Consider the following 12,875-nt stretch of genomic DNA (forward strand, 5'->3'; position numbering starts at 1 on the left):
CCCCGCGTCCCTGGCTGCCGGTTTCGCGCCGTCTCAACAACACTGGCCCTAGCCTGCGGGTTGGACCATGCTCCAATGGAATGAGTTTCCACATCCGCAGCCCCGGGGGGGATCGGCGATGTATGGAGGTCGCAGGGAGAGTGGCGGCACCGCGATACCGTATTCCATGCGGGGCCTGACCCTGCGCTTCGTGCTGTTGACCGGCATGGCCATCGGCCTGGTCGGCATTTCCGCCCTGATCCAGGAGCTGCAGGCGGCCTCCACCGCATGGATCATGGGCCAGAGCCACTGGTCGCGCGGCCAGCAACAGGCCACCCACGCGCTGTCGCGGTACATCACCTCGGCCGATCCGGCCGATCTTGCGCTGACCCGGCAGGAGCTGCGGGTGCCGCTGGGCGACCTCATCGCCCGCCGTGCACTGGAACAGGCCGCCCCGGACATCGCCGCCGCACGCCGGGGCTTCATCGAAGGCGGCAACGCCCGCGGCGACATCAACCGGTTGATCCTGTCGTATCGCTACCTGCGCGATCAGCCGTATTTCCGCGACGCGGTGCGCCTGTGGCGCGACACCGACGACGATCTGCTGCAGCTGGTGGCCATCACCGACCGGGTCCAGGCCGGACATGCCGCCGGCAGCCTGACCCCGGCGGTACAGCAGGCACTGCTGCGCCGGGTGCAGGCGCTGGACGTGGACATGCAGAACCAGGCGCGGGCGTTCTCCAGCGCGTTGCTGCATACCGCGGCGATGGTGCGCATGACCACCTTCATCGTCGGGGGGCTGTCGGTGCTGGCGATCACGCTGATCGCGGTGCTGCTCGCGCGGCGTGTGCGCAACGACCTGACCGAGCAGGAAAGCCGGTTCCGCGCGGCGTTCTACCAGGCCACGGTCGGCATGCTCAAGCTCGACGAGGAGGGCGGCATCATGGAGACCAACCAGGCCATGGCCGATATCCTCGACCATCGCCGTGAGGCGCTGCTCAGCCTGTCGCTGGCCGATCTGCTGGTGGAGGGGGAGCTGGTCTTGGACGAGCGCGGCCGGATCGACTGGCCACGCCAGCTGCGCCCGGGCGAGCTGCGCTTCCTGCGCGCCGATGGCAGCCTGATGTGGGGGCGCTGGAGCGGGACGGTGGTGCATACCCGGGGGCGCGCGCCGGCGGTGTTCGCGCTGGTGGAGGATGTCTCGCAGAACCATGCGCTGGCGCGGGAAGTGGAACACCACGCCAGTCATGACCCGCTGACCGGGCTGATCAACCGCCGCGAGATCGAGCGGCTGCTCGATCAGGCGCTGTGGCGGTACGCGCCGAGGGCGGGATCCACTCGCTGTGCTACATCGATCTGGATTACTTCAAGCTGGTCAACGACGGGCTCGGCCATGCCGCGGGCGACCAGCTGCTGCGCAGTTTCGCCGATTACCTGGTCGGCGCCGTGCGCGATGGCGACTGGGTGGGCCGCCTGGGCGGGGACGAGTTTGCCCTGTTCCTGGCCAACGCCGGCCAGGACGAGGCCAAGCAGGTGCTGCAACGGGTGATCCGCACGCTGGGCCAGGTCAGCCTGCATCACGGCGACGGCGCCCCCCGGGTGAGCTGCAGCGTCGGCGTGGTGGAAGTGACTGCCGAGGTACCGGATGTGAACTGGCTGATGAGCGCGGCCGACAGCGCCTGCTATGCCGCCAAGGAGGCCGGTCGCAACCGTGTGCATTGCTACAACGAAAGCCGCATGGCGCTGGACGAACGTCGGCGCGAAGCCGAGCGCTTGGCCAATGTCTCCAGCGCGATGGCCGAGAACCGCATGCTGCTGTATGCCCAGCGCATCGAGCGGGTCGGCGATCCGGAGTTCCTGCACTACGAAGTGCTGGTGCGCATGCGCAGCCCGGAGGGTGCCCTGCAGGGGCCGGCCGAGTTCATGGGCGCGGTGGAACGTTACGGCATGGGTATGGCGCTGGACCGGCACGTGTTGTCGCTGCTGTTCCGGCATCTGCAGGTGTGCCCGAGCCACGTGCAGCAACTGGGCCTGTGCAACGTCAACGTGTCGGCGCAGTCGATCGCCGAGCCCAGCTTCCTGGCCTTCGTCACCGATCTGCTGGAACGCAACCGCGGCCTGGCCCGCAAGCTCTGCTTTGAAATCACCGAAACCGCCGCGGTCAGCAACCTGGCCCAGGCGCGTGCCTTCATCGACGCGGTCAAGGCGCGCGGCTGCCGCATGGCGCTGGATGATTTCGGCTCGGGGTTGTCCTCGTTCGGCTATCTGCGCCAGTTGCCGGCAGACATGCTCAAGATCGATGGCGTGTTCGTGCGCGACATGAACGTGGATCCGGTCAACCGCGCCGCCGTGCGCGCGATCACCGAGGTGGGCCGCGAGCTGCACATGATGGTCGTCGCCGAGTGGGTCGAATCGGCGGTGGTGGCCGACCAGCTGGCGCAGATGGGCGTGGAGGGTTTGCAGGGGTATGCGATCGAGCGCCCGATCCCGCTGGAGCGGATGACCCAGCTGGCGATACGGCCGGTGCGCGCGGGCCTGTCCTCCGACGCCTGGCGGGGCATGCCATGATGCGATAATCGCCGCCGACGGTTCCGGACACGGTGTGCGCGGACGAACACGGGCGGGCAGGACGCAGGTGTGAGCAACGGGGGCGGTGACTCAATCGGGTGGATGGCGTTCGCGCTGGTGCTGCTGTGGCTGTTGCCCTGTAGCCTGCAGGCGGCGCCGCGCGTGGGGCAGGACTTCCTGTTGCTGGGCGGGGCCACCGATGAGGTGACGCCGCAGCGCGCCTGCGCGCCGGATGTACTGGCACGCCACCAGGAAGTGCTCTCGATCCCGGCGCCCGCCGCCGGCTGGTCGGGCAAGCCACAGGCCGTGGACGTATTCGGGGTCCTCACCGGCGAGGTCCGCATCAGCCATGGCGACCGCGAGATCTGCGGCAGCATGCACGATGCCCGCACGCGCGATTCGCGCTTCCGGGCCGGGGTCGGGTTGGTGGTGGTGCCCAAGGCCGGCGATCACGAGCCGATCGTGGTGTCCTGGACCCGGCCGCTGAAGCCGCGCTGGGTACCGACCATCCAGCTTGGCGCGCCCAGTCCGGTGCAGCAGAACGACACCGCCCGGCTGCTGGTGCGCGCAGCCTGCATCGCCGTGGCGATCGCCCTGGCGCTGTCTGCGCTGATGGGCTGGGCCACCACCCGCGACCGGTCTTTCCTGGTGTATGTCGGCGCCTGCATTGTGTTCGTGCTCTGGCAGGCGGTGCTTGGCGGGCTGAGCGGCTATCCCGAGCCGTGGTTGCCGGTGCACGACCGCGCCTCCTGGTGGCTGATCGCACTCACCGCGTTCAGCCAGGCCTTGCTGCTGCCGATCCTGTGGCGCCTCACCGGCGGTGACCGGCGCTGGCCGCGCTCGCGTCCGGCACAGCACCTCGTGCTGTGGGGCCTGATCGCGCTCGGGCTGAGCGTGCCGCTCTGGGGGCTGGACGGGCTGAGCGCCGGGGCGGCAGCGCTGGAAGGCAGTTTCCTGGTCGTCTGCACGCTGTGCCTCGGTGCGGGCCTGTGGGGGCTGTGGCGGGGCGATGCGCATGCGCTGCCGGGGCTGGCCGCGCTGGCCCCCTGGTGGATCATGATCGGGGCCGACGCGCTGGACGCGCGCTGGCTGATGGCCTATCGGATCGAAGCGCTGCAGTTGTCGGCCACCTGGTTCTTGATGATGGCCGCCTACGCCCTGAATCTCCGGCTGGGCAGGCTGCGCCGCCAGCGCGATGAAATGCGCCAGCTGGCCGACACCGACGTGCTCACCGGCCTGCCCAACCGTCGCGCCGGCCTGCGGCTGCTCGCGCAGTACCTGGAACGGGCGCGCCAGCAGCCGCATGCGCTGGCGATCGGCTTCCTGGACATCGATCTGTTCAAGGACATCAACGACCAGTTCGGGCATGAGGTGGGCGACCAGGTGCTGGTCGCGGTGGCGCGCGCGCTGCGCGGCTCGGTGCGCAACCATGACGATGTGATCCGGATGGGCGGTGAGGAATTCCTGGTGCTGCTGCCCGGTGCCGGCCATGCTGCGGCCGTGGCCCGGCTGGAGACGGTCCGTCAGCAGGTGGCGGCGGTGACCCAGACGCTGGGCATCCCGGGCCTGACCGTCTCGGCCAGCATCGGCCTGGCGGTACTCCAGCCGGGCAGCGACGATCTGGCCGGGTTGCTGCGCCGGGCCGACCACGCCATGTACTGCGCCAAGCGCAACGGCCGCAACCAGATCCACGACGGCGAACGCACCACGACCGCCTGCGATCCATTGCCGGCCTGAACCACCGGCACGCGGAAAAACGCAGCGGCGGCCACCTTTTGCCCGATAATGGGCCGATGACAACCCGACTCAACAAGCATATCGCCGATACCGGCTTCTGTTCCCGCCGCGAAGCCGACCGCCTGATCGGCGAGCGCCGCGTCACCGTCAACGGCCATCCGGCCGGTACCGGTGCGGTGGTGGGCGAACAGGACGTGGTGCTGGTCGACGGCCAGCCGCTGCGCGCCCGTGAAGCGAAGAAGGCCGGTGGCCGCAAGCACGTCTACATCGCGCTGAACAAGCCGGTGGGCATCACCTGCACCACCGAAAGCTCGGTCAAGGGCAACATCGTGGAGTTCGTCGGCCACGAGCAGCGCATCTTCCCGATCGGCCGCCTGGACAAGGATTCCGAAGGTCTGATTCTGCTCACCAGCAACGGCAACATCGTCAATCAGATCCTGCGCGCCGAAAATGGCCACCAGAAGGAATACATGGTCGCGGTCAACAAGGCCGTCACCGATGAGTTCCTGCGTGGCATGGCCCGCGGCGTGCGCATCCGTGACGAAGTCACATTGCCGTGCCGGACCAGCAAGCTGGCCAAGTTCGGGTTCCGGATCACCCTGCAGCAGGGCCTGAACCGCCAGATCCGCCTGATGGCGGCTGCGTTCGGCTTCCGGGTCACCCAGCTGCGCCGCGTGCGCATCGACAACATCAAACTCGGGGCGCTCAAGCCGGGCCAGTGGCGCAACCTCACCGACGCCGAGCTCAAGGGCCTGCTGCCCAAACAGCTGGACTGGTGATGCTGTGCGTCACGTGATGGCGCGATACTCGGGCTAGACTGCGCAGGCACACGCTACTGCCTGCCACGATGATCAAGCCGTCCAAGCCGGACAACGAAGCGCAGCGCCTGCTGGCGCTGCAGCGCTACCAGATCCTGGATTCCCCCCGCGAGCGGTCGTTCGACGATCTGGTCACGATCGCCACGGCGTTGTGCGGCACGCGCATGGGCGCGGTCACCCTGGTCGACCAGGACCGCCAGTGGTTCAAGGCGCGCCAGCTGCTGGAGGCCGCCGAAACCAGTCGCGACATCTCCTTCTGCGGCCACGCCATCCTGCAGCCGGACCAGGTGATGGTGGTCGAGGATGCCCGCAACGATCCGCGCTTCTTCGACAACCCGGTGGTGGTCGATGACCCGCACGTCCGCTTCTACGCCGGTGCGCCGCTGCTGAGCAGCGAGGGGCTGCCACTGGGCACCCTGTGCGTGTTCGATGCGGCGCCCCGGCAGCTCAGCCCGGGCCAGCGCGATGCGTTGTCCGCGTTGTCCCGGCAGGTCTCGCTGGTGATGGAGCTGCGCCGCTACGCGCACGAGATACAGCAGCACATGACCGACCGCGCCTGGTACGAGCAGCGCCTGGCCGAGTACAACGAACTGCTGGAACAGCAGAACGCCGACCTGGCCGAACAGAGCCGCACCGATCCGCTTACCGGCCTGCCGAACCGCCGTGCGATGAGCACTGCGCTGGAAGCGGCGGTGGTGGACGCCGACGGCCAGCCACGCGCCACGGCCGTCGCCCTGCTGGACATCGATCACTTCAAGACCGTCAACGATCTTTACGGCCATGCCACCGGCGATCACGTGCTGGCCGAACTGGCCCGGCTGCTGCGTGCGCATTTCGCCGGGCACGGCCTGGCCGCGCGTTACGGTGGCGAAGAATTCGTAGTGCTGATGCCCGATACGCCGCTGGCCACCGCTGAGTTGCAGTGTGATTTCCTGCGCATGGCGGTGGCCGACCTGCCGTTGGGCCTGCCGTTGACGATCAGTATCGGGGTGGCCGCGCACCGCCATGGCGATGCGATCGAGCAGACCCTGGCACGGGCCGACGCGGCGTTGTACCGGGCCAAGGGCGAGGGCCGCAACCGGGTCCTGCGCGCCGACTGAAGCGCACGGCCTTGTCCGTGGCGTGCCGGGTGTTGGCCGGTACGCGCGCTCAATCGGCGATGTTGCGCGCTTCCGAGGTTGCCAGGATTTCCGGGTGCTGCACCTTCCGACGGCGGTTGAGCAGCGGGTGCAGGAACACCGCCCCGACGATGATCGCCACGCCGGCGTAGAACAGCGGCGTCAGCTCACGCTGCTCGCTGAGCAGCACCATCGCCAGCAGGATCGCGTAGACCGGTTCCAGATTGGTCACCAGCTGGGAGGTGTAGGCGCTGATGTGGCGCAGCGCGACCAGGGCCAGCGCAAACGGCAGCAGCGTGCAGAGACCGGCCAGGGCCAACAGCAGCAGGCCATCGTGCAGGTCCGGGATCACCCACAGGTCGCTGGCCAGCGCTGGCAGCAGGAAGGGCAGCACCGGCGCCAGCAGGGTCAGGGTGAGCGTGCCCGCGCCGAGTTCCAGCGCGGTCACGGTGAGCGGGTCGGCATGGCTGACCAGGCGCTTGTTGAGCGAGCCGAAGACGGCCACCAGCAATGCCGACAGTGCGCCGATGAGCACGCCCAGGCGCATGCCATCGGGAACGCCCCCCACCACCAGTGCGACGCCGGGCAGCACCAGGATGCCGAAGGCCAGCTCGCGGAACTGGAAGGGTCGCTTGGCCACCCACGGTTCGATCACCGCCGTGAACACCGGCGCCAGCGCGATGCAGGTCGCGGCCACCGAGGCATTGGCCAGTTTCACGGCGCCATAGAAGGTGAGCCAATGCAGCGCGACCAGCGCGCCGACGCCGCAGTACCCGGCGACCAATCGCGGCGAGAGTTGCCGCAGCCCGCGCCACACCCGTGGCACCAGCGCCAGCATGGCCACCACCAGCAGCATGCGCCACCACACCAGGGGCAGGGCGGGCAGGGTGATCAGCTTGCCGAGGATGGCGGTGACGCCCCACAGCAGCACACAGAAATGGATTTGCAGCAGGGCTCTGCGGGTATCGGTCATCGGCATCGGCGTATTGTGCGACAAGCCGCGACGTGGCGGACGCCTTCCACGTGATCTTTTCCGGGCCGTGGCATCCTGCGCCCATGACACCTCTGCACAGCGATTCCCTTGCCCCCACAACGCCACCCGCGCTGCGCGCCTGGGCCGGCCTCACCGCCGTGGTCGCAGTGGCCTCGCTGCTGCTGCAGTATCACCTGCTGCTGCGCATCCCCGGCCCGGGTGCAGCGGAGGCGACGCTGCGCTACCTGGGCTACTTCACCATCCTCAGCAACATCGGGGTGGCCGTGGTCTGCGTTGCCCTGGCCTGCGGCCGTCGCACTGGCCTGGCCGCGCCGGTCCCGCGCGTGGCAGTGGCGCTGTTCATCGGCATCACCGGGTTGATCTACGTGATCATCCTGCGTCCGCTGTGGCACCCGCAGGGCGCGCAATGGTGGGCCGATGCCGGCCTGCATTACGCGGTGCCCGTGATGTATCTGCTGGGCTGGCTGGCCGGGCCGCACGGCCGGCTGCCTCGGCGCGGGCTGGCCGGCGTTCTGGCGATTCCGATCGTTTATCTGGGCTGGGCGCTGCTGGTCGGGCGGCTCAGCGGGCAGTACCCGTACCCGTTCTTGGACCTGGGCGCGCTGGGCATCGGCTTGGTCGCGCGCAATGTGCTGGCCGTGGCGGTGGTGTTCATTGTGGCCGGTGCCCTGCTGTGGTGGCTGGATGCGGCGCTCGCGGCGCGCCGCCGGCAGCGGTGAACGGTCAGCCGCCGCCGAGCTGCCGCAGCTGGTCGCGCAGGGCCATCGCCGCGCCGGGATTGCGCTGCTTGGCGGCGCCAATGAACAGCACATAGACCTCGCGCGGCGACTGCGCGGGCACGTCGGCGGCGAGGTGGGGCAGGTCTGCATTGTCCTCGCCGCGCGCCCAGCGCATCGCACGCAGGCACCACTGCTCCATCGCCCGCGCTGGATAGCCGGCACGCAGGTTGGCGCGTGAGCGCATCAGCCGCGCATAGATGAAGTCCGCGGTCGGGTCGGCGAAGCTGGGGTAATCGTCCGAGCCGCTGAACACCAGCGCGGCGCCGTGCGCCCGGGCAGCAGCCAGCAGGTCCGGTGTCCAGGCAGCCGGGTTGCGAACCTCCAGCGCGTGCTGCAGGCGCTCGCCGCCAACCTTGCGCGGAAGCATGCCCAGGAACGCATCGAACTCGGCCGCGGTCGCCGGATGGTTTTCGCCGAACTGCCAGATCAGCGGCCCCAGCCGGTCCTCCAGCGCGCTGATACCCTCGATGAAGCGCTCGGCACGTTCGCCGACGGTGGTCAGGTCATGGGTCTGGGTGATCGTGCGCGGCGCCTTGGCCGAGAAGCGGAAACCCTCGGGCGTCTGTTCGCGCCACTGTGCATAGATGGCCGGCTTCTGCGCGCGGTAGAAGGTGCTGTTGATTTCAATGCAGCCGAGCTGCTCGCTGGCATAGGCCAGCTCTTCGCGCTGCGGCAGCCCGGCCGGATAGAAGGTGCCACCACGCCATGCCGGGAAGACCCAGCCGCCGATACCGGTGCGGATGATGCCGGGCGGTGCGCTCATGCGCCGCCCGCGTGGCCGGCCCACGGGTCGTAGCTGCCGAACCACCACAGGTAGCCCTCCGGATCGCGGCAGGCATAGCCACGGCCGCCATAGGGCTGGTCGGCGATGTCGATCACGATCCGGGCGCCGGCGGCAACCGCGCGCGCATGATGCGCATCCGGGTCGGCCACGATCACGCAGGCCGTCTGGGTCTGGCGGCCGCCGACCTCATCGGGGTGCACGCTGTAGCGGCCCCATTCGCTGGCGTTGTCGACCGACCCGAGCATGATCATGCCGTGGCCATACACCAGCTGGGCGTGGTGGACGATATCGCCCTCGGCGTACACCGCCTGTTGCTGGAACCCGAACGCGCGCTGCAGCCAGGCAATGGCGGCGTGTGCATCGCGGTAGCGCAGGCAGGGAATGATCGTAGCGGTGGTCTGCGCGGGCGCGGTCATGGCGGGCCTCCTTCTGGCACAGGCGAGCCTGATCCGGCCCGCGTTACCATCGTGCGAAACCGGGGCATCGGCACCTTCGACGCCCCCGCCACACGCAACCGGAGACACTGCTTGAACACATCCTGGATCGGAGGCGCCGTGCTGCTCGCATGCGCACCCTTGGCATCGGCCGCCGTGCCGGCCGAACTGCAGCGGCTGGACGCCACCATCGAACGGGCCCGCGCCGAGTTCGACATCCCCGGCATCGCCGTGGCGGTGGTCAAGGACGGCAAGGTCGTGATGGAACGCGGTTACGGTGTGCGCGAGCTGGGCAAGCCGGCGCCGGTCCAGGCCGACACGCTGTTCGCGATTGCCTCCAACACCAAGGCGTTCACCGCGACCTCGCTGAACCTGCTGGCCGAGCAGGGCAAGCTGAAGATGGACGATCGCGTGATCGATCATCTGCCGGGCTTCCGCATGTCCGATCCGTATGTGACCGGCGAAATGCGGATCCGCGATCTGCTCTCGCATCGCAGTGGCTTGAGCCTGGGCGCGGGCGACCTGCTGTTCTGGCCGACCACCTCCTACAGCAACAAAGAGGTGGTGCAGCGTCTGGGCAAGGTGCCGCTCAAGGCCGGGTTCCGTGATCGCTACGCCTACGACAACATTCTCTACGCGGTCGCCCAGCAGGTGATCGAACAGGTCTCCGGGCAGACCTATGCAGACTTCCTGCAGCAGCACATCTTCACCCCGGTGGGGATGCGCGGCACACGTTACAACGCCGATCATCTGCAGCCCGGCGACAACGCCGCGGTCGGTCATGCCAAGTACGATTTCAGCCAGCTGCGCACCGTCGCACCGCTGACCTGGTCCAACAATGCCGGCGCCGGCGGCATCTATTCCAGCGTGCATGACATGGCGCGCTGGATGAACGTGCAATTGGCCCAGGGCACGCTGGAGAACGGCCAGGCGCTGTTCACCGCCAAGACCCAGCAGGCGATGTGGCAGATGATCACCCCGCAGGTCGTGCCCGAGCCGAGCGTGCCGCAGCTTGCGGCGGCACGGCCGAATTTCGCCGGTTATGGCGAGGGCTGGAGCCTGAGTGATTACCGCGGCCAGAAGCTGGTCTGGCACACCGGCGGCTGGCCCGGCATGGTCTCGCGCGTGACCTTGGTGCCGGAGCACAAGCTCGGCATCGTGGTGCTGACCAACCAGGAAGTGGGTGCCGCCTTCAACGCAATCACCATGGAAGCGCTGGACGCCTACCTGCAGGCGCCGGCCACCGACTGGGTCGCCGCCTATGCGGCCGCCGTGGCCAAGTCGCAGGAGAAGGCGGACGAGGGCTGGGCCAGGCACCAGGCGGCGCGCGATGCGAAATCCACGCCGTCGCTGCCGCTGGCACGCTACGCGGGCGGTTACCGCGACGCGTGGTACGGCGACGTATTCGTTGAACAGCAGGGCGGCAAACTGCGCCTGCGCTTCGGCAGGACCGCGCAGTTGATCGGCACGCTGGAACATTGGCAGCACGACACCTTCCTGGTGCGCTGGGACGACCGTTCGCTCAATGCCGATGCCTTCGTGAATTTCAGCCTGGATCCGGACGGCAAGGTCCGCGAGGTGCGCATGCAGGCGGTGTCGTCGCTGACCGATTTCAGCTTCGATTTCCAGGACCTGCTGCTGACCCCGATCGCGCCGGAGACCAAGGGCTGAACCCCGTCGCCGGCGTGTGATGGAGGTGAGAGTAAAAGGGCAGGCCGCGGTGGGATAATCGCGGCCTGTTTTGTTTTCGGTGCACTGCGATGTTCCGCTGGTTCGAATCGCTGATTCCGGTTTTCCCGCCGATCGATGGGCGCATGCCGCCGCGCAAGGTGGTGCCGTTCTACATCCACTATCTGCGTCCGGTGTGGCCGGTGCTGCTGGCCACGTTGATCGCCGGGCTGCTGCTGGCGCTGGTGGAAGTGGCGATGTTCGATTTCCTGGGCCGCATCGTCGACATGGTCGCCGAGCAGCCCGGCAGCGACTTCTTCGCCCGGCATGCCAACACGTTGATGTGGATGGCCGGCATCACCCTGATTGCGCGGCCGCTGCTGGTCTCGCTGCACAGCCTGCTGGTCAACCAGGCGATCGTGCCGGGGTTGAGCAACCGCTCGCGCTGGCTGATGCACAACTACGTGGTGCGGCAGAGCCTGAGCTTCTTCCAGAACGATTTCGCCGGCAGCATGGCCAACCGGGTCATGCAGACCGGTACCTCGCTGCGCGAATCGGCCGTGCAGATGGTCGATTCGCTCTGGTACATCATCGTCTACACCGGCACCGCGCTGTACCTGTTCGCGCAGGCCGACTGGCGGCTGATGATTCCGCTGGGGCTGTGGATGGCCGGCTATGCGGTAATCATGTGGTACTTCGTGCCGCGGGCCAAAGAGCGCGCGTGGATCGCCTCGGAGGCGCGCTCCAAGGCGATGGGCCGCATCGTGGATGGCTACACCAACGTGCCCACGCTGAAGCTGTTCGCCCATGGCGGCCGCGAGCAGGCCTACGTGGCCGAGGCGATCGACGAACTGGCGGTCAAGCACCGCGGCCAGACCCGGGTCACCACCGGGCTGGAAGTCACCATCGCCATCGTCAACGGCTTCCTCATCGTGGGCACCTGCGGCCTGGCGCTGTGGCTGTGGAACGGCGGGCACATCACGGTCGGTGCGATCACCCTGGCCACCGGCCTGGTGATCCGCATCCACAACATGTCCGGCTGGATCATGTGGACGATCAACGGCATCTTCGAGGATATCGGCACGGTGCAGGACGGCATCACCACCATCTCCCAGCCGCTCACCGTGCAGGACCGCGCCGATGCCGTGCCGCTGGTGGTCAGCCAGGGCGCCGTGCATTTCGATCACATCCATTTCCACTACGGCAAAAGCGGTGGCGTGATCGCCGGGTTGGACCTGCAGGTGAAGCCCGGTGAAAAGATCGGTCTGGTCGGCCCCTCCGGTGCCGGCAAGTCGACCCTGGTCAACGTGCTGCTGCGGCTGTACGACCTGGAGAGCGGGCAGATCCGCATCGACGGCCAGGACATCGCCGGTGTCACCCAGGAAAGCCTGCGCCGCCAGATCGGCGTGGTCACCCAGGACACCTCGCTGCTGCACCGCTCGATCCGCGACAACCTGCTTTACGGCCGCCCGGACGCGACCGAGGAACAGCTGCATGCCGCGGTGGCCAAGGCACGGGCGTCGGCCTTCATCGACACCCTGCGTGATGGCGAAGGACGGCAGGGTTACGACGCGCACGTCGGCGAACGCGGGGTGAAGCTGTCCGGTGGCCAGCGCCAGCGCATCGCGATCGCGCGGGTGCTGCTCAAGGACGCCCCGATCCTGGTCCTGGACGAGGCGACCTCGGCGCTGGATTCGGAAGTGGAAGCGGCGATCCAGGACAACCTGGACGAACTGATGACCGGCAAGACAGTGATCGCGATCGCGCACCGGTTGTCCACGATCGCGCGCATGGACCGGCTGGTGGTGATGGACCATGGCCGCATCGTGGAGACCGGCACGCACGCCGAACTGATCGCGGCCGGCGGCTTGTATGCCCGTCTGTGGGCGCGGCAGACCGGTGGATTCGTGGCCGCCGACGCGTAACCCTCGATTCACCCACGTCGCACTCGCCCCACGTGCCCGTTACCTGCATCCACGGGCGCTGTGCAGATAAA

9 protein-coding genes and 1 pseudogene are annotated in these 12,875 nt (G+C 68.1%); 7 read left to right on the top strand and 3 right to left on the bottom strand.

Annotated features, from left to right (window positions below; translation table 11 throughout):
- Nucleotides 1–118 precede the first annotated feature (118 nt).
- The 4 genes and pseudogenes from C0R07_RS20250 to C0R07_RS13765 all read left to right on the top strand — a co-directional run bounded on the left by C0R07_RS20250 (nucleotide 119) and on the right by C0R07_RS13765 (nucleotide 6,202).
- Nucleotides 119–2,547: pseudogene (locus C0R07_RS20250) on the top strand (putative bifunctional diguanylate cyclase/phosphodiesterase).
- A gap of 102 nt (nucleotides 2,548–2,649) precedes the next feature.
- A complete protein-coding gene (locus C0R07_RS13755; protein WP_102789171.1) occupies nucleotides 2,650–4,284 on the top strand; it encodes a sensor domain-containing diguanylate cyclase in 1,635 nt (544 codons plus the stop codon).
- Between the two features lie 56 nt (nucleotides 4,285–4,340).
- Nucleotides 4,341–5,063, top strand: coding sequence for a pseudouridine synthase (locus tag C0R07_RS13760; RefSeq protein WP_019184431.1), 723 nt, complete (start codon nucleotides 4,341–4,343; stop codon nucleotides 5,061–5,063).
- 68 nt (nucleotides 5,064–5,131) lie between these two features.
- Entirely contained in the window at nucleotides 5,132–6,202 is a 1,071-nt protein-coding gene (locus C0R07_RS13765; protein WP_019184430.1) for a GGDEF domain-containing protein, read from the top strand.
- 49 nt (nucleotides 6,203–6,251) lie between these two features.
- Here C0R07_RS13765 and C0R07_RS13770 read toward each other — a convergent pair whose 3' ends face one another.
- Nucleotides 6,252–7,199 carry a DMT family transporter gene (locus tag C0R07_RS13770; protein ID WP_019184429.1) on the bottom strand — a complete coding sequence of 316 codons (948 nt, stop codon included), beginning with the start codon at nucleotides 7,197–7,199 and terminating at the stop codon, nucleotides 6,252–6,254.
- Between the two features lie 77 nt (nucleotides 7,200–7,276).
- Between C0R07_RS13770 and C0R07_RS13775 the strand changes: the two genes are divergently transcribed.
- Nucleotides 7,277–7,933, top strand: coding sequence for a Pr6Pr family membrane protein (locus tag C0R07_RS13775; RefSeq protein WP_070473311.1), 657 nt, complete (start codon nucleotides 7,277–7,279; stop codon nucleotides 7,931–7,933).
- Between the two features lie 4 nt (nucleotides 7,934–7,937).
- Here the strand turns inward: C0R07_RS13775 and C0R07_RS13780 are convergent, their stop codons facing one another.
- Nucleotides 7,938–8,756, bottom strand: coding sequence for a DUF72 domain-containing protein (locus C0R07_RS13780; protein WP_102789172.1), 819 nt, complete (start codon nucleotides 8,754–8,756; stop codon nucleotides 7,938–7,940).
- Nucleotides 8,753–9,193, bottom strand: a complete 441-nt coding sequence (locus tag C0R07_RS13785) for a VOC family protein (protein WP_019184426.1) — start codon at nucleotides 9,191–9,193, stop codon at nucleotides 8,753–8,755. Before C0R07_RS13785 ends, C0R07_RS13780 begins: the two co-directional genes overlap by 4 nt.
- A gap of 111 nt (nucleotides 9,194–9,304) precedes the next feature.
- Between C0R07_RS13785 and C0R07_RS13790 the strand changes: the two genes are divergently transcribed.
- Entirely contained in the window at nucleotides 9,305–10,882 is a 1,578-nt protein-coding gene (locus tag C0R07_RS13790) for a serine hydrolase (protein WP_070473307.1), read from the top strand.
- An 89-nt stretch (nucleotides 10,883–10,971) separates the two neighbouring features.
- Nucleotides 10,972–12,804, top strand: a complete 1,833-nt coding sequence (gene smrA / locus C0R07_RS13795; RefSeq protein WP_070473305.1) for a multidrug efflux ABC transporter SmrA — start codon at nucleotides 10,972–10,974, stop codon at nucleotides 12,802–12,804.
- The last annotated feature ends 71 nt before the right edge of the window (nucleotides 12,805–12,875 follow it).

The sequence above is a fragment of the Stenotrophomonas bentonitica genome, assembly GCF_002887735.1.
GTDB lineage: Bacteria > Pseudomonadota > Gammaproteobacteria > Xanthomonadales > Xanthomonadaceae > Stenotrophomonas > Stenotrophomonas bentonitica_A.